This window comes from Phenylobacterium immobile (ATCC 35973) (assembly GCF_001375595.1).
Classification (GTDB): Bacteria; Pseudomonadota; Alphaproteobacteria; order Caulobacterales; family Caulobacteraceae; genus Phenylobacterium; species Phenylobacterium immobile.
This window is the reverse complement of sequence record NZ_CVJQ01000001.1, coordinates 1,507,109-1,531,523: the sequence shown is the minus strand read 5'-3', so window position 1 is coordinate 1,531,523 and position 24,415 is coordinate 1,507,109. Positions and strand designations below refer to the sequence as shown.

Annotated in this window: 26 protein-coding genes; 24 read left to right on the top strand and 2 right to left on the bottom strand. The window is 64.1% G+C overall.

Annotated features, from left to right (window positions below; all coding sequences use genetic code 11):
• Positions 1 to 47: 47 nt before the first annotated feature.
• The 3 genes from BN1313_RS07400 (at position 48) to BN1313_RS07390 (ending at position 6,716) form a co-directional block, all read left to right on the top strand.
• The gene (locus tag BN1313_RS07400) at positions 48 to 4,403 is read left to right on the top strand and encodes a strawberry notch-like NTP hydrolase domain-containing protein (protein WP_091738469.1); all 4,356 of its coding nucleotides are present in this window, start codon (positions 48 to 50) and stop codon (positions 4,401 to 4,403) included.
• The gene (locus BN1313_RS07395) at positions 4,390 to 5,454 is read left to right on the top strand and encodes a DUF7146 domain-containing protein (protein ID WP_245620129.1); all 1,065 of its coding nucleotides are present in this window, start codon (positions 4,390 to 4,392) and stop codon (positions 5,452 to 5,454) included. Before BN1313_RS07400 ends, BN1313_RS07395 begins: the two co-directional genes overlap by 14 nt.
• A 446-nt stretch (positions 5,455 to 5,900) precedes the next feature.
• A complete protein-coding gene (locus tag BN1313_RS07390) occupies positions 5,901 to 6,716 on the top strand; it encodes a DUF2493 domain-containing protein (protein WP_425414998.1) in 816 nt (271 codons plus the stop codon).
• A gap of 20 nt (positions 6,717 to 6,736) precedes the next feature.
• Here BN1313_RS07390 and BN1313_RS07385 read toward each other — a convergent pair whose 3' ends face one another.
• Positions 6,737 to 7,126 carry a hypothetical protein gene (locus BN1313_RS07385; protein WP_091738460.1) on the bottom strand — a complete coding sequence of 130 codons (390 nt, stop codon included), beginning with the start codon at positions 7,124 to 7,126 and terminating at the stop codon, positions 6,737 to 6,739.
• 210 nt (positions 7,127 to 7,336) lie between these two features.
• Between BN1313_RS07385 and BN1313_RS16530 the strand changes: the two genes are divergently transcribed.
• The 3 genes from BN1313_RS16530 to BN1313_RS07370 all read left to right on the top strand — a co-directional run bounded on the left by BN1313_RS16530 (position 7,337) and on the right by BN1313_RS07370 (position 9,028).
• Positions 7,337 to 7,498, top strand: a complete 162-nt coding sequence (locus BN1313_RS16530; RefSeq protein WP_173655763.1) for a hypothetical protein — start codon at positions 7,337 to 7,339, stop codon at positions 7,496 to 7,498.
• 126 nt (positions 7,499 to 7,624) lie between these two features.
• Complete coding sequence (locus BN1313_RS07380; RefSeq protein WP_218054330.1) at positions 7,625 to 8,077, top strand: hypothetical protein; 453 nt, start codon at positions 7,625 to 7,627, stop codon at positions 8,075 to 8,077.
• A 627-nt stretch (positions 8,078 to 8,704) separates the two neighbouring features.
• Positions 8,705 to 9,028, top strand: a complete 324-nt coding sequence (locus tag BN1313_RS07370) for a DUF736 domain-containing protein (protein WP_069321281.1) — start codon at positions 8,705 to 8,707, stop codon at positions 9,026 to 9,028.
• A gap of 68 nt (positions 9,029 to 9,096) precedes the next feature.
• Here BN1313_RS07370 and BN1313_RS07365 read toward each other — a convergent pair whose 3' ends face one another.
• Positions 9,097 to 9,342 (bottom strand): helix-turn-helix domain-containing protein, encoded by a 246-nt coding sequence (locus BN1313_RS07365; RefSeq protein WP_091738456.1) that lies wholly within the window; start codon positions 9,340 to 9,342, stop codon positions 9,097 to 9,099.
• 193 nt (positions 9,343 to 9,535) lie between these two features.
• Between BN1313_RS07365 and BN1313_RS07360 the strand changes: the two genes are divergently transcribed.
• The 18 genes from BN1313_RS07360 to trbJ all read left to right on the top strand — a co-directional run bounded on the left by BN1313_RS07360 (position 9,536) and on the right by trbJ (position 24,412).
• Positions 9,536 to 9,796 carry a DNA -binding domain-containing protein gene (locus tag BN1313_RS07360; RefSeq protein ID WP_091738453.1) on the top strand — a complete coding sequence of 87 codons (261 nt, stop codon included), beginning with the start codon at positions 9,536 to 9,538 and terminating at the stop codon, positions 9,794 to 9,796.
• 158 nt (positions 9,797 to 9,954) lie between these two features.
• Positions 9,955 to 10,197: a transcriptional regulator domain-containing protein gene (locus tag BN1313_RS17085; RefSeq protein ID WP_091738451.1), complete on the top strand. Its 243-nt coding sequence runs from the start codon at positions 9,955 to 9,957 to the stop codon at positions 10,195 to 10,197.
• Positions 10,142 to 10,702 carry a DUF2285 domain-containing protein gene (locus BN1313_RS16525; RefSeq protein ID WP_176695935.1) on the top strand — a complete coding sequence of 187 codons (561 nt, stop codon included), beginning with the start codon at positions 10,142 to 10,144 and terminating at the stop codon, positions 10,700 to 10,702. Before BN1313_RS17085 ends, BN1313_RS16525 begins: the two co-directional genes overlap by 56 nt.
• Before the next feature lie 155 nt (positions 10,703 to 10,857).
• The gene (locus BN1313_RS07345; protein ID WP_091738446.1) at positions 10,858 to 11,136 is read left to right on the top strand and encodes a helix-turn-helix transcriptional regulator; all 279 of its coding nucleotides are present in this window, start codon (positions 10,858 to 10,860) and stop codon (positions 11,134 to 11,136) included.
• Complete coding sequence (locus BN1313_RS07340) at positions 11,133 to 12,035, top strand: replication initiator protein A (RefSeq protein WP_091738443.1); 903 nt, start codon at positions 11,133 to 11,135, stop codon at positions 12,033 to 12,035. Before BN1313_RS07345 ends, BN1313_RS07340 begins: the two co-directional genes overlap by 4 nt.
• A 202-nt stretch (positions 12,036 to 12,237) precedes the next feature.
• Positions 12,238 to 12,876 (top strand): ParA family partition ATPase, encoded by a 639-nt coding sequence (parA, locus tag BN1313_RS07335; RefSeq protein ID WP_091738440.1) that lies wholly within the window; start codon positions 12,238 to 12,240, stop codon positions 12,874 to 12,876.
• Positions 12,873 to 13,118 (top strand): hypothetical protein, encoded by a 246-nt coding sequence (locus BN1313_RS07330; protein WP_091738437.1) that lies wholly within the window; start codon positions 12,873 to 12,875, stop codon positions 13,116 to 13,118. The genes parA and BN1313_RS07330 overlap by 4 nt, the downstream gene beginning before the upstream one ends.
• Positions 13,115 to 13,588: a DUF2840 domain-containing protein gene (locus BN1313_RS07325; RefSeq protein WP_069321286.1), complete on the top strand. Its 474-nt coding sequence runs from the start codon at positions 13,115 to 13,117 to the stop codon at positions 13,586 to 13,588. Before BN1313_RS07330 ends, BN1313_RS07325 begins: the two co-directional genes overlap by 4 nt.
• The gene (locus BN1313_RS07320) at positions 13,585 to 14,106 is read left to right on the top strand and encodes a S26 family signal peptidase (protein ID WP_091738434.1); all 522 of its coding nucleotides are present in this window, start codon (positions 13,585 to 13,587) and stop codon (positions 14,104 to 14,106) included. Before BN1313_RS07325 ends, BN1313_RS07320 begins: the two co-directional genes overlap by 4 nt.
• Positions 14,103 to 14,945, top strand: coding sequence for a lytic transglycosylase domain-containing protein (locus BN1313_RS07315; RefSeq protein WP_091738431.1), 843 nt, complete (start codon positions 14,103 to 14,105; stop codon positions 14,943 to 14,945). Before BN1313_RS07320 ends, BN1313_RS07315 begins: the two co-directional genes overlap by 4 nt.
• 490 nt (positions 14,946 to 15,435) lie before the next feature.
• Entirely contained in the window at positions 15,436 to 16,968 is a 1,533-nt protein-coding gene (locus BN1313_RS07310; RefSeq protein ID WP_245620128.1) for a relaxase/mobilization nuclease domain-containing protein, read from the top strand.
• A 110-nt stretch (positions 16,969 to 17,078) separates the two neighbouring features.
• A complete protein-coding gene (locus BN1313_RS07305) occupies positions 17,079 to 19,082 on the top strand; it encodes a conjugal transfer protein TraG (protein ID WP_091738426.1) in 2,004 nt (667 codons plus the stop codon).
• Positions 19,079 to 19,522: a CopG family transcriptional regulator gene (locus tag BN1313_RS07300; RefSeq protein WP_091738423.1), complete on the top strand. Its 444-nt coding sequence runs from the start codon at positions 19,079 to 19,081 to the stop codon at positions 19,520 to 19,522. The genes BN1313_RS07305 and BN1313_RS07300 overlap by 4 nt, the downstream gene beginning before the upstream one ends.
• A gap of 184 nt (positions 19,523 to 19,706) precedes the next feature.
• Positions 19,707 to 20,642, top strand: a complete 936-nt coding sequence (gene trbB, locus BN1313_RS07295; RefSeq protein WP_218054387.1) for a P-type conjugative transfer ATPase TrbB — start codon at positions 19,707 to 19,709, stop codon at positions 20,640 to 20,642.
• Positions 20,643 to 20,644: 2 nt separating this feature from the next.
• Positions 20,645 to 20,956, top strand: a complete 312-nt coding sequence (locus tag BN1313_RS07290; RefSeq protein WP_234803422.1) for a TrbC/VirB2 family type IV secretion system protein — start codon at positions 20,645 to 20,647, stop codon at positions 20,954 to 20,956.
• Positions 20,956 to 21,228 (top strand): VirB3 family type IV secretion system protein, encoded by a 273-nt coding sequence (locus BN1313_RS07285; RefSeq protein WP_011157784.1) that lies wholly within the window; start codon positions 20,956 to 20,958, stop codon positions 21,226 to 21,228. The genes BN1313_RS07290 and BN1313_RS07285 overlap by 1 nt, the downstream gene beginning before the upstream one ends.
• Before the next feature lie 8 nt (positions 21,229 to 21,236).
• Positions 21,237 to 23,672, top strand: a complete 2,436-nt coding sequence (trbE, locus tag BN1313_RS07280) for a conjugal transfer protein TrbE (RefSeq protein WP_091738417.1) — start codon at positions 21,237 to 21,239, stop codon at positions 23,670 to 23,672.
• Positions 23,669 to 24,412, top strand: a complete 744-nt coding sequence (gene trbJ / locus BN1313_RS07275) for a P-type conjugative transfer protein TrbJ (protein WP_069321294.1) — start codon at positions 23,669 to 23,671, stop codon at positions 24,410 to 24,412. Before trbE ends, trbJ begins: the two co-directional genes overlap by 4 nt.
• Positions 24,413 to 24,415 lie beyond the last annotated feature (3 nt).

The following is a 24,415-nucleotide window of genomic DNA, read 5'->3' as shown; positions in this document are numbered from 1 at the left end:
GAGCGCCGATCGGCTTGCCCTCCTCCTGCTCTCCCGGATGACCCGCCATGACATCAACCGCACTCGCGTCCCCAATCCTCACCGTGACAAGCCGCGTGCCGGCCATTCGCGCCCTGGCGCTCCACCGCGCCGCTCAGGATCTCCTTCCCACCCTGATCGCGGGCACGGCGCTCGATGCCCGCGCCCTTCGCACCACTATGGAGGCAGCGTTTGGCGGATCGGACGCCGAAGGGCTGTGGACCTGGAAGGACGCTTATGAGGCGTGCGAAGCAGCGCAGATCACATTCCTGCGCCGATTTGGACCGGCGCTGTGCGGCCGTCCGGCTAGTTCGCAGCTTGCCGTGGTCAGCAAGATTGCCGGCCTGCTCCCCACCCACACCCGACGCTCGATAGAAAGCGAGGCGCTTCAGCAATTCTCGACGCCGTTGCCCCTTGCCTGGATCGCGGCACGCGCAGCCATGATCACGCCAGGTGATCTTGTTCTGGAGCCATCGGCCGGGACCGGATTGCTTGCAATCTTCGCTGAGCTTACTGGCGCCGAATTGGCGCTCAATGAATTGGGCGAAACCCGCGCCGACCTTCTCGGTCACCTCTTTTCAACCGCGGTCGTCACTCGGTTTGACGCCGCCCACATCCATGATCATCTCGACGCCGGGCTCGTCCCTAGCGCCGTCCTCATGAATCCCCCCTTCTCGGTCGCCGCGCAGGTCGAAGGCCGCGTCGCCGACGCGGCCCTGCGGCACATCAACTCCGCCCTGGCCCGTCTCGCCGAAGGCGGTCGCCTGGTCGCCATCACTGGGGCGAGCCTGTCCCCCTACGATGCAGCATGGCGCGATGCGTTCATCGACCTTCAGGCGCGGGGCCGAATCGTCTTCTCCGCCGCGATCAACGGCCGTGTCTATGCTCGGCATGGTACAACGACCGAAACGCGCCTGACCGTGATCGACCGTCTCCCGGCCGATGACCCGTCATGCTTCCCCGTCACACCCGGCATGGCGTCCAGTACGACCGAGCTTCTGGCCTGGGTCGACAATGCGATTCCCGCGCGCCTGCCCATCAGCGCCGCTTTTACGCCGAGCCGCGTCTCCGCAAAGCCGGCTTTGCGGAAATCCGTTGCGTCGCCTGCACGATCTGCGTCGCAATCGATCGACCCCGCAGCCGTGCCGCTCCGCTATTCCGTGGTGGACTGGTCCCAACCCGCAGCCGATCGGATCACCGAGGCTCTCTATGAAGGCTACGGACTGCAATCAGTGGCCATCGATGGAGCTCGCCCCCATCCGACGCCGCTTGTGCAGTCCGCGTCCATGGCTTCTGTGTGCCCACCAAAGCCGAGCTATGTTCCGCTCCTGCCGGAGGGATTGATCGAAGCCGGCCTTCTCTCCGATGCCCAGCTTGAAACCGTCATCTATGCGGGCGAAGCCCATGATGGCCAGTTGGCAGGCGCCTGGACAGTCGATGCGACCTTCGACCAGATCAGTGCCGCGCCTGAAGATGCCGACGGCATGGTCCGATTTCGCCGAGGCTTCATGCTCGGCGATGGGACGGGCGCGGGCAAGGGCCGCCAAGTCGCCGGCGTCCTTCTCGACAATTGGCTGAAGGGCCGTCGACGCGCGCTGTGGGTCTCGAAATCCGACGCGCTCATTGAGGACGCCCAGCGCGACTGGTCGGCCCTCGGCCAGGAGCGGCTGTTGGTGACGCCGCTCTCCCGCTTTCGCCAAGGGGCGCCCATCCGACTGGAGGAAGGCATCCTTTTTACCACCTATGCCACGCTACGGTCGGACGAACGCGAGGGGAAGGTTTCACGCGTCCGACAAATCGTCGACTGGTTGGGCTCCGACTTCGACGGGGTCATCGTGTTCGACGAATCCCACGCCATGCAGAATGCCGCAGGCGGCAAAGGCGAACGCGGCGATCAGGCCGCGTCGCAGCAGGGCAAGGCTGGCTTACGCCTGCAACATGCGCTTCCCGATGCCCGCATACTCTACGTCTCGGCGACCGGCGCGACGACGGTTCACAACCTCGCTTATGCCCAACGGCTCGGCCTGTGGGGTGGCGAAGACTTCCCGTTCGCCAACCGCGCCGAGTTCGTGCAGGCAATCGAGGCCGGTGGCGTCGGCGCGATGGAAGTGCTCGCCCGCGACCTCAAAGCGCTCGGCCTCTATGCCGCTCGCTCGCTGTCCTACGAAGGGGTCGAATATGAGATCGTCGAACACCGGCTGACAGCCGAGCAGACCGGCATCTATGACGCCTATGCCGGCGCGTTCGAGATCATTCACAACAATCTGTCAGCCGCGCTTGAAGCCGCCAACATCACTGGTGCCGGGCCGGATGGCGGAACCAAGACGCTGAACGCTCAGGCCAAGTCCGCGGCGCGGTCGGCCTTTGAGAGCGCCAAGCAGCGCTTCTTCAATCATCTGATTACCGCCATGAAGACCCCGACGCTGATCGCGGCGATCGACCGTGACCTTGCCGAAGGTCACGCCTGCGTCGTCCAGATCGTCTCCACAGGCGAAGCCTTGCTCGAGCGGAGACTCGCCGACATTCCCACCGAAGAATGGGGCGATATCGCCGTCGACATCACCCCGCGCGAATATGTCCTGGACTATCTGGCGCACTCGTTCCCAACCCAGCTCTTCGAACCCTATACCGATGGCGAGGGTAACCTGTGCTCGCGGCCGGTGATGCGGGATGGCCAGCCCGTGCAATGCCGCGATGCGCTCGAACGCCGCGATCGTCTCATCGAGCATCTCGGCGCACTGGCCCCGGTGCAAGGCGCCCTCGATCAGATCGTCCAGCGGTTCGGCACCGAGCAGGTCGCCGAAGTCACCGGACGGTCCCGCCGCGTCGTCGCCCGCATCGGCGCGGACGGCGAACGGCGTCTGTGTGTGGAAAATCGCGCGGGCAGCGCCAACCTGGCGGAGACCGCTGCTTTTCAGGACGATGACAAGCGCGTCCTCGTGTTCTCCGACGCGGGTGGCACGGGCCGGAGCTATCATGCCGACCTTGGCGCCAGGAACAGGCGGCTGCGCATTCACTATTTGCTCGAGGCAGGCTGGAAGGCGGATACGGCCATCCAGGGGCTCGGGCGCACCAATCGCACCCACCAGGTTCAGCCGCCCATCTTCAGGCCGATCTCGACCGACGTGAAAGCGGAAAAGCGGTTTCTATCGACTATTGCGCGGCGGCTCGACACGTTGGGCGCGATTACCAAAGGACAGCGGCAGACTGGCGGACAGGGTCTCTTCCGTGCCGAAGACAACCTCGAAAGCGCCTATGCCAAAGCGGCACTGCGCCAGCTCTACACACTGCTCCTGCTCGGCAAGGTGCCGGGCTGCACGCTACAACGGTTCGAGGACGCCACGGCCCTCAAACTGACCGATCGCGACGGCACCCTGCGCGAGGAACTGCCGCCAATCACGCAATTCCTCAACCGGATGCTGGCGCTGACCATCGACCTGCAAGGCACGATCTTCGACGTATTCGAAGGTTTGCTTCGCGCCAAGATCGAAGGCGCGGTCGCCGCCGGCGTCTATGATCGCGGCGTAGAGACCATCACGGCGCACTCGCTACGCGTCACCGAGCGCCGCACACTCTATACCCACCCTGCGACGGGCGCCGAGACCCAGGTCTTTACGGTCGTCGAGCGAAACCCGACCCAGCCGATTTCACTTGTCGAAGCGGTTGAGCGCGGTGCCGACCGCGACAGCCGCTTATTGATCAATCACCGTTCGAAGCGGGCAGCGGTACAAATTCCGGCCCCCAGTCTGACGCTCGATGACGGCGAGGTGGAGCGCCGCGTCCGGCTGCTCCGCCCAGTCGAGCGCATGGCCATGGCGCAAAGCGCTCTTGAGGAATCGGCCTGGGAAGAGGTCGACGCGGAGCGCTTTGCCCACGCGTGGACTGCGGAAATCGCCGAATTGCCGGCCTTTACCGAAGTCACCTCGCACATCGTCACCGGGCTGCTGTTGCCCATCTGGCGACGCCTTCCCGGAGAAGGATGTCGGGTTTACCGGCTTCAGACTGACGATGGCGAGCGCGTGATCGGCCGGCAGGTCGCGGCAGCATGGGTGGCTCAGGCCTTCGGAGAAGCGCCTGTAAGCATGGCTGCAGGTGATGCGTTTGCCGCCGTGCTGACCAAGGGGGATACACTTCACCTTACCGATGCGATGTCCCTGCGGCGTTCGCTCGTCATGGGCGTTCAACGGATCGAATTGGTGGGTTTCACCAGCGCGATGGTCGCGCGGCTGAAAGCCATCGGCTTAACCTCCGAAATCATCGCCTGGAAGCTGCGCCTGTTTATCCCGACGGGCAGCAACGGTCCTTCGATTACAGCGGGTTTGCTCAGTCGGCACCCTATCGAACGGATCGCCCCTCGGGCGGCAACCCGCCATGCCGCAGCGTGACCGGAGACCGGCAATGCACGGCCCTGCTGCTGAGCTGGCCGACCGTCTCGCGCGTAACGCCGAGGCGGTCTGCCGACACTATTTGTCCAATGGACGCCGCGAAGGCCGATACTGGCTTGTCGGCGACATCAACAACAACCCAGGCCGCAGTCTCTATGTCCGGCTGCGCGGCGTCGAAACCGGCAGCGGCGCGGCCGGCAAATGGACCGACGCCGCGACGGGCGATCATGGCGATTTGCTCGACCTGATCGCCGCCTGCCGAAATCTGCAAAGCCTGCGCGACACCTTGGACGAGGCTCGCCTGTTCCTCAGCCTGCCACGAACCGAGTCTCATGCCGACAGGCGACCGGCCGCGCCGGTGCCAACAGGGTCGCCCGAAGCGGCGCGTCGCCTATTTGCGATGTCGAAGCCGATCACGGGCACAGTCGCACATTCGTATTTGCGCCGACGCGGCATTACGGATGTGCGGCATGGCGACCCCCTGCGCTTTCATCCTCGCTGCTGGTATCGCGGTGATGACGAAGACCCGCGTGATCGCCTGCGCGACGCCTGGCCAGCCATTATTGCAGCGGTCACCGATCTCGACGGCACGATCACCGGAGCCCATCGGACCTGGCTCGATCCTTCAGGCTCGCACAAGGCCGACATCTCCACCCCCAGACGGGCCATGGGGCAGCTCTTGGGCAATGCAGTGCGGTTCGGTCATGCTGTGGATGTGCTCGTTGCCGGTGAGGGCATCGAAACAATGCTTTCGGTTCGTCAGATCCTGCCAACCCTACCGATGGCCGCCGCCCTGTCGGCCAACCACCTCGCGGCGTTGATCCTGCCCCCCACGCTCCGTCGGCTCTATATCGCTCACGATGCCGATCCGGCCGGTGATCGGGCGCAGGAAACGCTGGCCGAACGCGCGATCGCCCTGGGGATCCAAGTCATTCCCCTGAAACCCAACCTCGGCGACTTCAACGACGATCTGCAGCGGCTTGGACGCGATGCGGTCACGCGCGAGCTCCGCGATCAGCTCCTGCCCGACGATATTGTCCGATTTCCTTGATCGATGGTGATCGGCAGGAAGACGCTTGTTGTCCGTAAAGCGGGAGGAACGCTCGGTCTGGCCTTTTCTTTGAGGCGCGGCGCCCACGGCCTTCTGAGAGGGCGATCGGACCGGAGCCGGTTCGGGTCGGCAACGGCTGCGGCGGGCTATTTTCCGCCGGTCCTGCGGACCTTTGCATCGCGAGCCAAAATAGCCCGCCTTTGCCGTCCTACGCTGCGCTGCGGCCGCTCGGTCCTTCGGACCGGCGGTGCAGGCCCGCTCCGCCCCCGCTCTTCATCGCCTGCGAAGGCCGCGATGGGCGCGGCCGGCAAACGGACAGGCAGGACACCATGAGCACCGATCCCGATTTCGAACCGCTGCACGAGCAATCCCCCACCTCCAGCCTCCTCGATGAGCTGCAGCTCTTTGGACACAGGCCCTTCGAGGATGAACCCGATCCCAGGCCGTTGCCCGAAGAACGCCACGTCCGTGGCGCGATCGCCGACATCTTCGACGCCCTGGCTTCCACATTCCAAGACACACGTCTTGAACCCGACCTCGACGACCTGCTGTGGTCGACCGTGAACCTCTTCCACCGCGCCGCCGAACGGATCGAACGCGAACTCGATGATAACGAGCAAGCCCAAAAGCGCGGACAGCGCGAGCAGGACGGCTCGGAGGTCAAATCCGTCGAGCTGGAGCGTAAGATCGCCGAAGGCATGACGCTCATTGAACGCCGCAACGCCTTTGAATTTATGCGTGATCAGGCAGCCGACCAGTTCGAGACCCACCTCCGGTCAACCTGGCGCCCGCGCTCAGGCTCGATGGTCAATCGCAAGGCGCTGACCTCGGCAATGATCGACAGCCGCGACTTCATTGCCGCCCGCAAGCGCGCCGAGAACGAGGTGATGCTCCCCGCCGGTGCCAAGGTCGCCTTTACGGGTGGCTCCGACTTCAACGATCATCAGGCGGTCTGGGCAGCACTTGATCGAGTCCGCGCCAAACACCCAGACATGGTGCTGTTGCACGGCGGCTCCCCCAAGGGGGCGGAGCGCATCGCGGCCTGTTGGGCCGACAATCGCCACGTCGCACAGGTCGCTTTCAAACCAGACTGGACCCGCCACGCCAAAGCCGCGCCCTTCAAGCGCAATGACCAACTCCTCGACATCCTGCCGATCGGGGTCATCGTGTTCCCAGGATCGGGCATTTCCGACAACCTTGCGGACAAAGCTCGCAAACTCGGCATCCCGCTGTTCGATTTCCGGAAAGGCGGCGGCGCGTGAGCGCCGCCGACCAGCCAACGCTAGCGCCCGTTGTGGGGCGCCAGACCGAGCAAGGCCTCGATACTGCGTTCGGCAATCACCCATTTGCCGTCGAGAAATTCAGCGCTGTCGCTGACAATCGCAAATGACCACTTCCCGATCTGGCCCGTTGTCTTGTTCACGCGGTGGCCGCTCGCCGCCCAAAGGGTCGGGGCGCCCACCACCGGACCAAGTAGCTCTGCAGCAGACATGGCATGACCGACATGCTCGACCACACCCTCGTAGGTCTTGCCGCCATCAACGATCGTAACCGTGTCCCCGATCTGTATTGGGCACTGAGCCACCGCGATCTTTTGTCGGAGGATGTCGACGTCTCGCTGAGCGTCGAGGAAGCGCTGCTTTGCTTCGGAGAGAAGATCTTCGTCTGACATTCTTCCCTACCCCGTCGTTGCCCACCCCGCTCTCATAGCCGCTTTCCTTGGTCCGGGCCCGGCCTTCCACGGTCAACCCGTAAAGGGTCCGCTAAGCGGAGCTTGCGGCCGCTGGGCTAACGCCTGGCGCGGTGACCGCGGCCGTGTCCCGGACACTTCGGGCGCCTGTCGAGCGGGGATGGTCCCCGCCTCCAGACAGGAGCCGGAACGATGTCGCTTTCTCTCGCCCAACGTAGCGCCTGGAACCTCGCAAAGACCCTCATGGTCTGCGTCACCCTTTTCAAGGCAGGATCCGAGTTCGGCGTCATGCCCTCGGCCGAGTTTGACGGCGACCCCGACAGCGTCGTCCATGAATATGACCCCTGGTCGTGAGCCACACCTGTTGGGCGGAAGCGCAAAAACGCGCTCCCGCCCAGCCGACTTTTGGGCTATACTCGACGCTGCGCCGTGGTGGTGGTGGAGGCGCGACCGTTCCTGTTTGCAACGGAGTACACCGCCATGATCATTCTGGGCATCATCATGCTGATCATCGTACTGGGTGCGATGTGTTGGTTGCTGTTCAACCTCGCCGTTTTCGCTCTTCCGCTGTTCGCCGCTGTGTCCGTGGGGCTCGCGACGACCGATACCGGTGCCGGTCCAATCGGCGCTATTTTTCTCGGTCTTCTAGCTGGCATCGCCACGCTTACCGCAGGCCAAATGGTCTTTACGCTCGTCCCGTCTACGTTGGTCCGCGTCGCAGTCGCAGGTCTCTTCGCGATCCCCGCCGCGATTGCGGGCTATCATGCCACGCACGGGCTCGCCGCGCTGGCGATCCCGGCTGAGGGATGGCGCCAAGCCTTTGCCCTTTTCGGCTCTGGAGCGATCAGCCTCACTGCCTTGGCTCGGCTTGCTTTGCCCCGCGGGGCAGGCTTTCGAGCCACTCCTTCAGACGCGCGTCTATCAGGGCAATAACGTCTCGCCAGAATGATTCCCCGCCCGGACCGACCCGAGCAGGTGCAGCAGCTCAGGTCATCACCATGACGCACCGGGCGCGAACGGGGCTGGAGACTATGGCCCCCTTCTTGTCTGAGATTGGCGATTAAGCGCGGTTGTCGGTTAAACGAGCCTGCCCATTGCCGCTTTCGTTCAGGGAGCCTCCCACGGCGACTCGGCGAAGATCGACAACCCTCATGAGCATTTCACTTCTCTACTGCCACCCCGACAATCGGGCCGTGCGCGCCGTTTTGTACGCTGGACTATCCGACAATGCGCCGTCTGCGTTTTTGCCTTGCTTGGAGCCAAGGACATTCGCCAGGTCTCCGGTTGGATCGGCTATCAATGCACACACCCAAGCGGTCTCTTGATGGACTGATCTGGCCGAAGGCCGGCTTCGCCTCGATCGCCTCAGCCGCAACGCCTGTCGTCCGACTTTCTTCCCCGGCCCGGCGGGCCTCCTCGCGGGACAAGAAAGTCTCCCGACCGACATCCTCCGCTGCGCTGCGGCCCTGAAGGGTGCGGCGTCGATCGCCTCCGGCCCCTTGATCACCATCGAGGCCGCGATGGGCGCGGTGCTCGAAATAGCATCCAAGGAGACTTAACATGGCGACCATCGGCACCTTCAAGAAGAGCGGCAACGAGTTCAGCGGCGAGATCGTGACGCTCAGCGTCCAGGCCAAGGGCGTCCGCATCGTCCCCGAGGCGAACCGCAGCGGCGACAACGCGCCGAGCCATCGGGTTTACGTCGGCCGTGCCGAGATCGGCGCCGCCTGGAGCAAGACCTCGAACGAGGGCCGCGAATATCTGGGCCTCAAGCTCGATGATCCCAGCTTCACCGCTCCGATCTACGCCAATCTCTTCGACGACGAAGAGGGCGACACCTTCAGCCTGATCTGGTCGCGCGCCGCCAAGCGCAACGGCGACTGAGCCTCTCACCCCGCCCGGGCTAGCCCGGGCGGGGACTCGCCCCGCCGCGTATTCTTACCGGTCTTGGCTTAGGTCTTAGAAGCCGGCACCGGTTCCGCTCCGGGGTCGGGCCGACGCAACAGATCGGCCGCTTCGACACCTAAAACGTGCGCCAACCGATCCAGCACATCGATGCTGGCGGCATAAACACACCGTTCCAATGAACTGACATACGTCCGGTCGATCTCGGCACGGTGCGCGAGCTCTTCCTGCGAAAGCTCTTGAGCCTGCCGGTAATTCCGCAGGTTAAGCGCGAGGACCTCTCGTATCTCCATGAACGAGACAGCACTGGCTTGTAGAGTATTTCACCACGGAGTATTCTCTACAGACCATTGGCTTGAAGGCTGTGAGCGTGCCACCGCGTCCCATTTTCAGCAGTGCCGCAGTGCAAAAAACTGCTTGTGCGGCAACGCTTGGCGGTTTCATTAACCTCGTGATTCAGCCCCCTCTCAGCCGCGCTCGCCCGTGATGGCCAACTCGCCGATTTCAGATCTCGCTCCAGACGGTCCCGATCTCACCGCCTATGATCGTGACCAGATGCCCACCTATTTGCGTCTGATTGATGCCGCCGACGACGGCGCTGATTGGCGCGAGGCGGTGGAAATGATCTTTGGCGTCGATCCGAACGCCGACCTTGAGCGGGCGCGTGCCACCTACGACAGCCACTTGGCACGGGCGCGGTGGATCAGCGCGCAGGGGTATCAATCGCTTGTTTGGCCCAAAGCCTGACGTCCGTGCTGCCCGCCATCACGCGATAAAATATCCATTTCGGCGTGATCGGTTTTCACGAACACCATGCCTAGCTCACCGGGGTTCAATCCCAAGAATGCCATCCCGAATCCTATAGCGGCGCGCAACCGTGGCGCGTCCTGTGCAAGGAGTTCGCGATGTCGAGTAAGCGTAACTGGCGAGATTCTGAGCCTTATCTTCGGGCGAAAGAGCTTCCGGCGGCCGATCTGGCCTGGGAATTTCTGCGCCGCAATCCAGCGTACCAAAGGGCCTATGCGTCGGTGATGCGCTCCTCGGCAGATGCCGCTGACCTGATGGCGCAGCGCTGGGGCCTGCGATTTCGCGGTGGATCCTCGCCGGGCGGCGGAAGAGACCGAAGTCTATTGGCTTGCCAATTATGATCCCCGCCTGATCCAGCTCGTCGCCGATACTACCGGGCTAGGCGACGTGACGGCTGGGCAGCTCCCGCTGCGCCACGATATCGCCAGCGATGATGGCGCTTACGCAAAGATCGGTGCCTCTAAGGCCTCGGGCACGGCAAAGCTCGCGCCCGGCCTACCGCTTGACGCGCCGCTGATGGCGATCGTTCCGCTCGATGCCAACATCCCGACGCGGATCGAGGCGATGGCTCGCCTATGGCGTGCGCTGACGGGCCAACAGAGCCTTCCCTATGCACGCGAGATCCCAGCGTCACGCCGAGAGCGTCTGGCGATGAGCCTGCGCGCCGTTGACGCCCGCCATGCCGGCGCCACACGTCGTGACATCGCAGAGACCATATTTGGCCCGGAACAGGTGCCAGAGGGCGTCGCATTCGACGACCATCATCTGCGCAGCCGAACCGCCCGCCTGATCCGGGACGGCCTGGCCCTCACAGCCGGCGGATACCGCAAGCTCCTGAAATCCTGACACGGCGCCCGGCTGGGCCGCGAAAATGTCCGGCTGACGGGTCGGAAACAGGGGGCGTCGTTTGCGACCCGCCTCGGCCTTTTCCTACTTCGCCACATTCGCCTTCGACCGTCGGCAGCTCGCCAGAGCCGCCGCAATCTTTCGGAGGTTCGATCATGTCCTCATCCGCGACCGCGACATTACCACCCCGCTGCCTTCGTACACCCGAGGCCGCGCGCTTCCTCGGCCTTTCAGGCCGCACGCTCGAAAAGCACCGGACCTACGGAACTGGCCCGCGATACTCCAAGATCGGCGGCCGCGTGGTTTATCGCGTCGAGGACCTCCAGATCTGGGTTGATCGCGGCGCGAAGTCTTCCACGACAGACGAGACCGGAAGCGTCGTCCTTCCCGCCAAACGGCACGCGGAAGAAACATCCTTCGAGCGCCGTCGATGAGCTCGCGACCGAGCGCCCAGCCGGGGCGTCGCCACCCGACGCCCGAGCGCGACCAGCTTGAGCTTTTCCGCGCCATCCCTGGCGATCTGGCGCCGCGTGATGCCCAGGACTTGATGGCCTACCCATTCTTCAGCCTGGCGAAATCAAAGCGGCTCAAGCCGATCGACTTTCAGGCAGGCTCCGTCGCGATCCGCGTCGAGGCCGTGCCCGAGCATGGTATGGCTACGATCTGGGACGCCGATGTACTGATCTGGGCAGCCAGTCAGTTGGTCGAAGCGCGCGACCACGGCTTTCGGACATCGAGGCTGGTTGCGGCGACGCCCTATGAGATCTTGACCTTCGTAGGCCGTGGCACGTCAGCGCGAGACTATGATCGCCTGAAGGCCGGCCTCGACCGTCTTCAGGCAACGACCGTCGCCACAACAATCCGCCAGCCCAGTGAACGGCGTCGGCACCGCTTCTCCTGGATCAACGAGTGGAAGGAAACGTCCGACAGCAAAGGCCGCCCTTACGGGGTCGAACTTATCCTGCCCGACTGGTTCTACTCGGCCGTCCTCGACGATGCTCTGGTCCTGACGATCGACCGCGCCTATTTCGATCTGACCGGCGGGCTAGAGCGCTGGCTCTATCGGATCGTCCGCAAGCATGGCGGGCGCCAGCCCGGTGGCTGGAGTTTCGACCTCACCCATCTGCACGCAAAATCCGGCTCGCTGAGCCCGCTCAAGCACTTCGCTTATGACCTGCGCGACATCGTCCGCCGCCAGCCCCTGCCGGGTTATAAGCTGACGCTTGAACGTCCCTATGGCTTTGATCGCCTGGTCTTCGTCCCCACCACCGACCCGCTTGATTTTGCGATCCCTCGCCGGCTGCGCGGCGCTTTCGCTGGGGATAAGCTGTGAATTGCGTCGTGCTATCAAGGACCGCCGCTATCGTGCCATCGGGGACCGCCGCCTCGTGCTATCGAGGACCGGAATCGCCGATATTCGTTGCGATTTCAACGCGATACTCCGCCCTTAACATCTCTAACCTAGAATCCTTCGGATTCTTTCTAACGCAGTTGGCGGCTCCGCACGGCCTGCAGCGCGCGGATCGGAGCGCGCGATGATCGTCGCCTTCCTCAACCAGAAGGGCGGCGTTGGAAAGACGACGCTCGCCTTGCATCTGGCGGGCGCCTGGAGCGCCCGTGGCCGGCGCGTTCTGGTCGTCGATGCGGACCCACAAGCGTCGGCGCTCGACTGGGCCGATCAGCGGCTGCACGAAGGTCTGCCGCGACTTTTCGGCGTCCTCGGGCTTGCACGCGAAACACTCCACAAGGAGCTTCCCGACCTTGCCCGCGAGACCGACCATCTGATCATTGATGGCCCACCGCGAGTCGCCGGCATCGCGCGTTCCGCACTCCTCGCAGCCGATCTGGTGCTCATTCCGGCTCAGCCTTCGCCATTCGATGGCTGGGCTTCCAGCGAGATGCTCAGGCTGCTCGACGAAGCCCGTATCTTCCGACCGGAACTGCGCGCCCGGATGCTCCTCAATCGCTGCGCGGCGCGCACCGTCATTGCCCGCGAAACCGCAGAGGCACTGGCTGACCAGGATCCGCCGATGCTCGCGAGCCGTGTCGGCCAGCGGGTCGCATTCGCCGACGCGGCACGCACCGGCCGCCTCGCGTCGGAGAGCGACACCGGACAAATGGCGACACGCGACATCGAGGCGCTGGCCGATGAACTCGATGGATTGGCGCAATGACCGATCCTCGCAAGCCGGCCTTCATCCGTCGTCCCAGCGACCCAGACGCTTGGGTGCGCGCGCCTGATCGACCGTCATCCGGGCTGCGTGACAGCTATACGGCGCGCCTCACCATCGACGTGACGCCGGCGATGCGCGGCCGACTCAAGATTATCGCCTTTCGGAACGGCCAAACCGTCGCCGATATGTTGCGCGCGCTGCTCGATCGCGAATTTCCGGACGACGAAAGTTCGCCCGGATGACCGATACCGTCCTCAGAACACGCGTTGAACTGCTCCATCTTGAGGGCAAGATCGAACGCTGGATCCGCTTCGGCCATGTCGCGGACGAAGAGATTCTCGATCGTCGGCGTCGGGCCTTTTGGTTCAGGCCCGACAGCGTGTTCGCCTTCATCCGGTGGGCCGCCGGGGACCACGGAACCCTCGTCTCCCGCATCGATATTCTGCGCGCCTGCCATGCGAACGAAGCCTACACGACCATCCCCGGCGTCGCGCCAGGGGGTGAGGTTCTGCTGCGCGCAAACGGTTGGGCCAAAGTCGAGCGCGTCCTGCAACTGATCGATCAGGTCGAGGCGCTTGGCGTGCAGCCCGCCGACGCCTGTCCGGACCACTGGCGACACATCCACAACCGCCTTGCCGCTGCCGAGGAGCCGCGTCCCTACACGGTTCGACGGCACGCGGCCTGGCTTTCACGGCGGAGTCTGAACCGATGAAATTGCCATGGAAACCTCTCGCCGCAGCGACGGCGGCGATCGGCATTCTTGCCATAACCGCCGTCATCCACCCGCTCCCGCGCGTGATCTGGAATGCCAGCGCAAGCGTGCCGATCGGCCTGTATGCGGTTGATCCGCGCCGCTCACCCGAGCGCATGGATATCGCCGTCGTCCATCCGCCAGAACCACTCGCGCGATTTCTGTCGGAGGGCGGCTATCTGCCTGAAGGGGTGCCGCTTCTCAAGCATGTCGCGGCCCTTCCAGGGCAACGCGTCTGCCGGCGTGATCGCACCATCACCGTCGACGGCGTCATGATAGGTGAGGCCCTCAGTCGGGATCGACGGGGTCGCCCGCTGCCCGTCTGGCGCGGCTGCCAAACACTCGCCGCCGATCAGGTTTTTCTGCTCAATCCTGACAGCACCGGATCGCTGGACGGTCGGTACTTCGGGCCACTTCCTGCCAGTGCCATCCTCGGGGTCGCTCGACCGCTCTGGACCGCGGAGGATCGGCAATCATGACATTCCCTCGCGCCAGCCGACTCGGTTTGACGACGGTCGCGCTGCTCTTGAGCGTGACAGTCGGCGCTAACGCAACGCCCGCGAAGGAGCCGGTAGCAGCACAGAATGCGGGAGATCCGATAGCGACGGCCATCGACGAAGCCTCCCGGCGGTTCGGCATTCCCGAAGCTTGGATCCGCGCCGTCATGCGCGTTGAAAGCAATGGCGATCGCCGCGCGGTATCGCGCGCCGGCGCGATCGGGCTGATGCAAGTCATGCCCGCGACCTACGCCGAATTGCGCCAGCAACTCGGGATTGGCATGGACCCTTTCGACGTCCGCAACAACATTCTCGCGGGCACGGCCTATCTGCGCCAGATGTACGATCGCTACGGAGCGCCCGGCTTTTTGGCGGCCTACAATGCTGGGCCAGGGCGCTGGGAAAGCCACCTCAACGGAAGCCGTCCCCTACCTGCAGAGACCGTCAATTATCTGTCGAGGCTGGCCCCGGCGCTCGGATTCGCCGCGGTGGATAGCGCCAGCGAACCTGCTGCCAGGCGCCCACCTTCCCCCTTCGAGGCCCCATTGTTTGTGCGCGCTAATGGTGTTTCGGTCGCACAGTCTGCGCCCAGCGACGCAAATCGAATTCTTGAAATTCTCGTCGCCAATCCAACGCGCGTGGGGCGTGACCAAGCGCCATCGCCTACCGCTTCCAATGCACCGCCGATGTTTCGAGACGATCCATCTGTCGCCACCGGGGCTGCACAAACGTCGTCTTCGCCAGCGCCTTCCCGTCGGTCGCTCCTCCCGGCCGAAAGCCCCCTTTTCGTTGCGCGGAACGAAGCCCGGTCCGCGCAATGAAGCACCGCCTGCGAAATCGTGTGCTGGGCGGGCATCGGCGGCAATTGCGTATTGTCGGCGGTGACGGGCAAGTTGGTCGGGGTAGAAACTGTCGGAAACAGAGCAGAGGGCAAGATAAAAGCCCTGCCTGCGGCTTGGGTCTATGCGGTTGGTATTCTTGGATTTTTTTGTCTGGCTCCCGCCGATACCCTGCCAGACATTCTCGGATTTTTCGATTTCATTTCATTTGCTTAGACGCCAGTAAGCGCTTGCCGCAGGACATGAGCCGATGAAGCGGGGTGACGACGACCTGCGTATCCGGCCCGGTCGAAGCCGTGACGGTGGAACACCTGGGGGCAAAGCCAAAAGCTTCGTGGCCAAAGTCATGCGAGCGGCCAGCCGGGCCGGACATGGCGGACGACGGTTTTCCAGCGTCAGCGTCCGGCAATCTTCGTTCGGCCGTGGCCGCGCTGCGACCGCGCGAGCGGCGCTACGCAGTCCCTCACGCCGGGTGCTGATCAAGACGCGCGTCGCACGTCACCGTGGCAGTCACTTTCGCGCCGCCCCGCTTTCCACTCACCTGACCTACCTTCAACGCGACGGGACGAACCGAGACGGTCGTCCCGGTCAACTGTTTGATCGCGCGAGCGACCATGCTGATGGCCGAGCCTTTGCCGAACGGTGCGAAGAGGATCGCCACCATTTTCGGTTCATCGTCTCACCCGAGGACGCGGCGCAGATGAGCGACCTCCGAGAATTCACGCGCGACCTCATGGCGCAGGCCGAAGCAGATCTGGCAACCAGGCTCGATTGGGTCGCGGTCACACATCACAACACCGACAACCCTCATGTCCATCTCCTGGTACGCGGGCGTGATCAGGATGGCGCCGACCTCGTTATCAGCCGGGACTATATCAGTCGCGGTCTGCGGGGTCAGGCTGAGCGGCTCGTGTCACTTGAGCTTGGGCCGCGAAGCGACCAAGAGGTCAGCGTGACCCTGCGGCGTGAGGTCAGTGCGGAGCGGTGGACCCGCCTGGATCGAACCTTGCGCGACTATGCGGACGACACCGGCGGCGTCATCGATCTCCGTCCTGGTGGGCACGCTCACGGCGACAAAGACCTGCACGATCTATTGGTCGGCCGTGCCCAGCATCTGCAGCGCCTCGGCATCACCGATCAGATTGGCCCCGCGCAATGGACCATCGCACCCGACGCCGAGACGACTCTTCGGGCGTTAGGCGAACGCGGAGACATCATCAAAACGATGCATCGGGCGCTCGATCGGCAAGGTCAATCGCGCGGCGTCGCCGACTTCGCAATTCACGGCGAGGGCTCGCCGAACGTCCTCGGTCGCCTCGTTGATCGCGGCCTCCAAGATGAACTGGCAGGAACCGGCTACGTCGTCATCGATGGGATCGATGGCCGAACCCATCACGTCCGGCTACCGAGCATCGAAGCCACAGGTGATGCCAAGATCGGTGCAATCGTGGAGGTGCGTCCCTTCACCGGCGCGGACAATCAGCGGCGTCTCACCCTCTCGGTGCGATCGGATTACGATCTGGCCGAACAGGTGTCCGCCACCGGTGCGACCTGGCTCGATCGTCATCTCGTCGGCCGAGATCCGCCGCCAGTCGCCAGCACAGGGTTCGGCGCCGAAGTTCGCGAGGCGCTCGATCAGCGCACAGACACACTCGCCGCAGTGGGTCTGGCCAATCGACGCCTCCAAGGCGCGGTCTTCGCACGCGACCTGATTGATACGCTGAGACAAAGCGAGCTGGCCAATGCCTCAGGTCATCTGGCAAACGAGACCGGCCTTCCCTATCGGCCCTCGGAGCCGGGCAATCATGTCGCCGGCCTCTACCGCCAGCGCGTCAACCTCGCCTCAGGCCGCTTCGCCATGATCGACAACGGCCTGGGCTTTGAGCTCGTGCCCTGGAAGCCTGCCCTCGATCAGCATCTCGGCCGCCAAGTCACAGGCGTGATGCTTCCTGGCGGGGGCGTCGATTGGTCGATGGGTCGCAAGCGAGGGCTCGGCATCGGCTGACCCCGCCGTTCTGCACGACAGCCTAGCCGATCCTACGACGCGACTGACAATGCCCTTGCAACGCCAGACGCTCACCCCACCGTCAGCGCCTGCGCTGCGGGAGTTTCCTTATGTCCGCGACCAAAATCCTCTGGGGCCAGGTTCTGATTGTCGCCCTCATTGTGCTGGCTTCGGTCTGGGGGGCCACGCAATGGACCGCATGGCAGTTGGGTTATCAGCCCGAACTGGGACGACCATGGTTTGTCCTTATGGGGCATCCGATTTACGCGCCGCCCGCGTTCTTCTGGTGGTGGTATTTTTTCGACGCCTACGCCCCCAAGATCTTTTATCAAGGCGCTGTCATCGCCTCCGCAGGCGGATTTGCGTCGATCGCGGTCGCGGTCGGCATGTCTGTATGGCGTGCCCGTGAGGCGAAGAATGTCACGACCTACGGGTCGGCGCGCTGGGCGACGCCTGGCGAATTGCGAACCGCCAAATTGCTTGGCGACGACGGCGTCATTCTCGGTCGCTTTCACCAGCGGTATCTGCGCCATGATGGTCCCGAGCATGTGCTTTGTTTTGCGCCGACGCGGTCCGGTAAGGGGGTCGGCCTCGTCATCCCGACCCTGCTTACCTGGCCGGGCGCCTGTATTGTTCACGACATCAAGGGCGAAAATTTCGGACTGACGGCGGGGTGGCGCAACCGGTTCAGCCACGTCCTGCGCTTCGACCCCACCGATATCAGCTCGGATGCGTACAACCCTCTGCTCGAAGTCCGGCGCGGCCCCTCCGAAGTGCGCGACGTGCAGAACATCGCCGATATTCTAGTTGATCCCGAGGGCGCACTCGAGAAACGCAATCACTGGGAAAAAACCAGTCACGCCCTGCTCGTCGGCGCGATCCTGCACGTCCTCTATGCCGAAGCCGACAAGACGTTGGCGGGCGTTGCCAACTTCCTTTCGGATCCCAGGCGTCCCATCGATACGACGCTGCGCGCCATGATGACGACTCCGCATCTTGGCGATGACGGCGTTCATCCTGTCGTTGCGTCGGCCGCGCGCGAACTGTTGAACAAAAGCGAAAACGAGCGATCGGGCGTGCTGTCGACCGCGATGTCGTTCCTCGGCCTCTACCGCGACCCTGTCGTCGCGCGCGTGACGCGCCGATGCGATTGGCGGATTTCTGATCTTGTTGATCGGCGAGACCCGGTCACGCTCTATCTGATTGTCCCGCCATCCGACATATCGCGCACCAAGCCCCTGATCCGGCTGATCCTCAATCAGGTCGGGCGACGCTTGACCGAGGACCTTGCCGCCAAGGGACGGCGCCACCGCCTGCTGCTGATGCTCGACGAGTTCCCCGCACTCGGTCGCCTGGACTTTTTCGAGTCGGCGCTTGCCTTCATGGCTGGCTACGGCATCCGCAGCTTCCTCATCGCTCAAAGTCTCAACCAGATCGAAAAGGCTTACGGGCCGAACAATGCGATCCTCGACAACTGCCATGTGCGAGTGAGTTTCGCGACCAACGACGAGCGCACGGCCAAACGTGTAAGCGATGCCTTGGGAACCGCGACCGAGATCCGCGATGCCCGCAACTATGCCGGCCATCGTCTGTCGCCCTGGCTCGGCCATTTGATGGTTTCGCGTCAGGAAACAGCGCGGCCGCTGCTGACCCCGGGCGAAATCATGCAGCTCCCGCCGAGCGACGCGATCGTGCTCGTTTCAGGACTCTTCCCGGTCCGGGCGACGAAGGCGCGCTACTATGAGGATCGCCAACTCAAGGCGCGACTACTGCCTCCTCCCACCGAACCGACCCAGCGCGAGGAGGTTGGCGCGCAGAGCGATGATTGGAGCGCGCTGGCGCCGCTGCCATTTGCGCCGACCGCGGCAAGAACTTCAGGGGATGATGCCGTCGATGGCGACGCCGACGATTCTGCCAATGCCGGAATCCGGCGGGAGCCGGAAATTCCCGCGCATGAGGCAATCGCGCCGGAGACACCGCTGCCCGTGCGCGAGTTCGACGCCCTGGACGACGAACCTGACGACAACGCCCTTCGCGCTCAGACGCTGCAGGCGCGAATGCGTGGCATGGCGCGCCAGGCTTCACTCGATCCTGATGATGGGATCGTATTGTGAAGCCGCCTCCCAGGATCAAACAGACATTCCGCCTTCCCGCTGAGCTGAGCCGGGATTTGGCTGACTATGCCCGGCGCCGGCGGGTCGCCCAGGGCGACGTGGTGCAAGCCGCATTGTCATCCCACCTATCACCAGACGGCGCCGACCGCCTGGAGGCGGCGCTGGCGAGACGGCTCGATCGCATGACCCGCCAGATCGACCGGCTTGAGCGCCACATCATGATCAGCAACGAAACATTGGCTCTTTTTGTGCGCTTCTGGCTGACGGCCGTGCCGCCGCTCCCCGACACAGCTCAAGCGGCAGCTCAAGCAAAGGGCCGCGAACGCTTCGAGGGCTTTGTTGAAACCCTGGGGCGACGCCTCGCCAAGGGGCGCAGCTTCGCCGACGAGATCGTTCAGGACGTTCCGGCAACCACGAGCGCAGATCCCGACGAGGAGTGAACCGCCGTTTCCCTGCCATTGTACGCTACAGCCCTACTACGCCCTCAAGCCTATTGAATCAGTACGATATCGCCGCTTCTTGCTCGTCCCGTTGACAGTCTCGCCTCCGGCGAGACGCGAAAACGGGACGACGTTCGTGACCACAGTTGCTTTCCGGTCCGAGAGTTTCGCACGCGGCGCACGGATGTTGCGGACCGCGCTGGGCGCCGACATCGCCGGGTATCTCGATGACCCGGGCGTCGTCGAAGTCATGCTCAACCCTGATGGCCGTCTGTGGATTGACCGGCTCGCGGGCGGCCTGGAGGATACCGGCGCACGCATCAACGCGGCAGACGGCGAGCGCATCGTCAGGCTGGTGGCCCACCACGTCGGAGCCGAGGTCCATGGCGGCAACCCGCGGGTCTCGGCCGAACTCCCCGAAACCGGCGAGCGCTTTGAGGGCCTGCTGCCTCCCGTCGTCGCCGCGCCCAGCTTCGCCATCCGTAAGCCCGCCGTCGCCGTCTTCACCCTGACCGATTATGTCGAGGCGGGGATCATGACCGCCGAGCAGGCCGAGAGCCTCCGCGCTGGCGTTTACGCCCGCAAGAACATCTTGGTGGTTGGCGGTACGTCCACCGGCAAAACGACACTCGTCAACGCCTTGCTCGCCGAGGTCGCCAGAACCGGCGACCGGGTGGTGCTTATCGAAGACACCCGCGAATTGCAGTGCGCGGCCCCAAATCTGGTCGCGCTACGGACCAAGGACGGCGCAGCGAGCTTGACCGACCTAGTTCGCTCGGCGCTGCGCCTGCGTCCTGACCGGATCCCGATTGGTGAGGTGCGCGGCGGCGAAGCGCTCGACCTGATCAAAGCATGGGGCACAGGCCACCCCGGCGGTGTCGGCACCTTACACGCCGGCTCCGCGCTTGGCGCTCTGCGGCGTCTCGAACAGCTCATCCAGGAAGCGGTGATCACAGTGCCGCGCGCGCTGATCGCCGAGACCATTGACCTGATCGCTGTTCTCTCCGGCCGCGGCAACACCCGCCGGCTCGCCGAGCTCATGCGCGTCGAAGGGCTGACCCCGGAGGGCGACTACCGGCTCATCCACCACCTCCAACCTTCGCCAGGAGACCTGCCATGACCATGTTCCGTCGCTGCTTGACCGGCGCAGCAACCTTCGCGCTGCTCGCGATCACAACCGCACCTGCCTACGCCGCCGGCTCCAACATGCCGTGGGAGGCGCCGCTCCAGTCGATCCTGGAGTCAATTCAGGGACCGGTCGCCAAGATCATCGCGGTGATGATCATCATCGTCACCGGGCTCACGCTCGCTTTTGGCGACACCTCGGGCGGTGCTCGCAAGATGGTCCAGATCGTCTTCGGGCTTTCGATCGCCTTCGCGGCCAGCTCGTTTTTCCTGTCCTTCTTCTCGTTCGGCGGTGGGGCGCTGGTCTGATGCTTGGCGCAGATGAACCCGCCGTCGGCTTCTATGCACCGGTTCGGCGCAGCCTGACCGAACCGATCCTTCTCGGTGGCGCTCCGCGTTCGCTGGCCATCATCAATGGCACGCTCGCCGCAGCTCTGGGGCTGGGGTTGCGGCTTTGGCTGGCTGGCCTGCTGATCTGGCTCGTCGGACACATGGCCGCCGTATGGGCAGCGCGGCGCGACCCCGCCTTCGTCGACGTGGTGCGCCGCCACCTTCGCTACCCGACCCATTTCGGCGCGTGAGACCGGTAGTGCTGAATCTCTCCGAGTATCGCGGGAAATCCCAAGCTCTCTCCGATTTTCTGCCGTGGGCGGCATTGGTTGCCGAAGGCGTCATCCTCAACAAGGACGGCAGCTTTCAGCGCACTGCTCGGTTCCGCGGTCCGGATCTCGATAGCGCAACACCCGCCGAGTTGGTCTCCACGACCTCACGGCTCAACAATGCCTTGCGGCGCCTTGGCTCCGGATGGGCGATCTTCGTCGAGGCGCAGCGCCATCCGGCCAGTGCCTATCCGCCTGGCACGTTTCCGGACGGTGTCTCCAATCTCGTCGATTTCGAGCGCAGAGCACAGTTCGACGAAGCCGGCGCACACTATGAATCGTCCTATTACCTGTCACTGGTCTGGTTGCCGCCGGCCGAGGACGCGGCACGCGCCGAGGCCTGGCTGTACGAGGGCCGCGAGCAATCCGGTATCAACGGTCACGAGCAACTCGCCACCTTCATCGATCGCACCGACCGCGTCCTCAACCTCGTTGACGGGTTCATGCCCGAAACCGCGTGGCTCAGCGACATTGAAACCCTGACCTATCTGCACGCGACGGTCTCGACCCACCGGCATAAAGTCCGGGTGCCCGAATCCCCCATGCTCCTCGACGCCATCCTGGCCGATCAGGTGCTCACTGGCGGGCTAGAACCTCGCCTGGGTCAGGCTCACCTGCGCACGCTGACCATCATGGGCTTTCCGTCCCAATCCTGGCCGGGTCTGCTGGACGTCCTCAACCGCCTCGCCTTCGATTATCGGTGGGTCACCCGGGCGATCTGCCTCGACAAGACCGACGCCGCGAAGGTCCTGGGCCGTATTCGCCGCCAATGGTTCGCCAAGCGCAAATCCATCGCCGCGATGCTCAAGGAAATCATGACGAACGAGGCCTCAGCCCTCATGGACAGCGACGCCGCCAACAAGGCCGTGGACGCCGACATGGCGCTTCAGGAGCTCGGCTCTGATCTGGTGGGAGCGGCCTATGTCACCGCAACCGTGACCATCTGGAACGATGACCCTCGCATCGCCGATGAGCGGCTGAGGCTCGTCGAAAAGGTGATCCAGGGCCGCGACTTCACCTGCATGGTCGAGCGCGTCAACGCCGTCGAGGCCTGGCTCGGCAGCCTGCCGGGGCACGTTTATGCCAATGTCCGCCAGCCGCCGGTCTCGACCCTGAACCTCGCGCATATGATGCCGTTCTCCGCAGTCTGGGCGGGACCGGAACGCGACGAGCATTTTGATGCTCCGCCACTCTTTCTGGCCAAGACCGAAGGGTCGACGCCATTCCGCTTTTCGCTCCACGTCGGCGACGTCGGACACACACTGGTTGTCGGCCCAACGGGCGCCGGCAAGTCGGTGCTATTGGCGCTGATGGCGCTCCAGTTTCGTCGCTATGCCCGGTCGCAGATCTTTGCCTTCGACTTCGGCGGCTCAATCCGGGCAGCCGCGCTGGCGATGAGTGGTGACTGGCACGACCTTGGCGGCTCACTCGCCGAAGACGCGAGCGAACCGGTCGCCTTGCAGCCGCTGGCCGGGATCGATGCCGAGGAAGAACGCGCATGGGCGGCCGAGTGGGTTGCCGCCATCCTGGCCCGCGAGAAGATCGACATTACGCCCGACGTAAAGGAACATGTCTGGTCGGCGCTCAACAATCTGGCGTCGGCCCCCAAGTCCGAACGCACCCTCACGGGCCTATCGGTCTTGCTCCAGAGCCAGGCGCTCAAACAAGCGCTCAAGCCCTATTGCGTCGGCGGGCCTTGGGGTCGTCTACTCGATGCCGAGATCGAGCGTGTCGGGTCAGCCGACGTGCTCGCCTTCGAAACCGAAGGCCTGATCGGCACGGGCGCCGCCGCAGCCGTGCTTGCCTACCTTTTTCACCGGATCGAACATCGTCTGGATGGTCGTCCGACGCTGTTGATCGTCGACGAAGGCTGGCTTGCCCTCGATGACGAAGGCTTTGCCAGCCAGCTCCGCGAGTGGCTGAAGACGCTGCGGAAAAAGAACGCGAGCGTGATTTTCGCCACCCAATCGCTCGCCGACATCGACGGTTCGGCGATTGCGCCGGCCATTATCGAGAGCTGCCCGACGCGGCTCTTCCTGCCTAACGAGCGCGCGCTCGAACCCCAGATCGCGACAATCTACGAACGCTTCGGGCTCAACGATCGTCAGATCGAGATCCTCAGCCGCGCCACCCCGAAGCGCGACTATTACTGCCAGTCACGCCGCGGCAATCGTCTGTTCGAGCTGGGCCTGGGCGAGGTGGCGCTCGCCTTCACAGCGGCCTCCAGCAAGGGCGATCAAATCCTCATTGCTCGGCTGATGGCCGAACATGGCCCGACCGGCTTTGCCAAGGCCTGGCTTGAGGCCCGCGGCGTCGCTTGGGCGACCGATCTCATCATCACCCCACAAGAGGAGAAACTGCCATGAAGCTCCGATTCCGTCCGGCATGGACTGCCGGTCTCGCCGCCCTGACATTGGCCACGCTGCCGATGCCATCTCAGGCCCAGATCACGGTCTGGGACCCGACCAACTATACCCAAAACGTCCTGCAGGCCGCGCGCTCGCTCCAGCAGGTCACCAACCAGATCACCTCGCTGCAAAACGAGGCGCAAAGCCTCATCAATCAGGCCCGCAATCTGGCGAGCCTGCCCTACTCCTCGTTGCAAGAACTCCAGCAGTCGGTCGCTAGGACCCAGCAACTGCTGGGGCAGGCGCAGAGCATTGCCTATGACGTGCAGCAGATCGATCGCGCCTTCCAGACGAGCTACGCGCCAGCCAGCGCCTCCAGTTCCGATCAAGCGCTCTTCGCATCGGCCCGCCAGCGTTGGCAGACATCGGTCAGCGCACTTCAGGATGCGATGCGTGTTCAGGCCGGCGTCGTGGGCAATATCGAAACCAACCGCACGCAAATGGCGGCATTGGTAGGTTCCAGCCAGTCCGCCACCGGCGCGCTGCAGGCGACCCAAGCCGGCAATCAGCTTCTGGCGCTCCAGGCCCAGCAACTGTCCGATCTGACTGCCGCCGTCGCGGCGCAGGGGCGTGCGCAAAACCTCGAAGCGGCGCAGCGCGCGGCGGCTGCGGACCAAGGTCGCGAGCAGCTTCGCCGTTTTCTGACTCCGGGTCAGGGCTACCAGCCCACCGAGGTCACCATGTTCCACGATCGCTGAGCG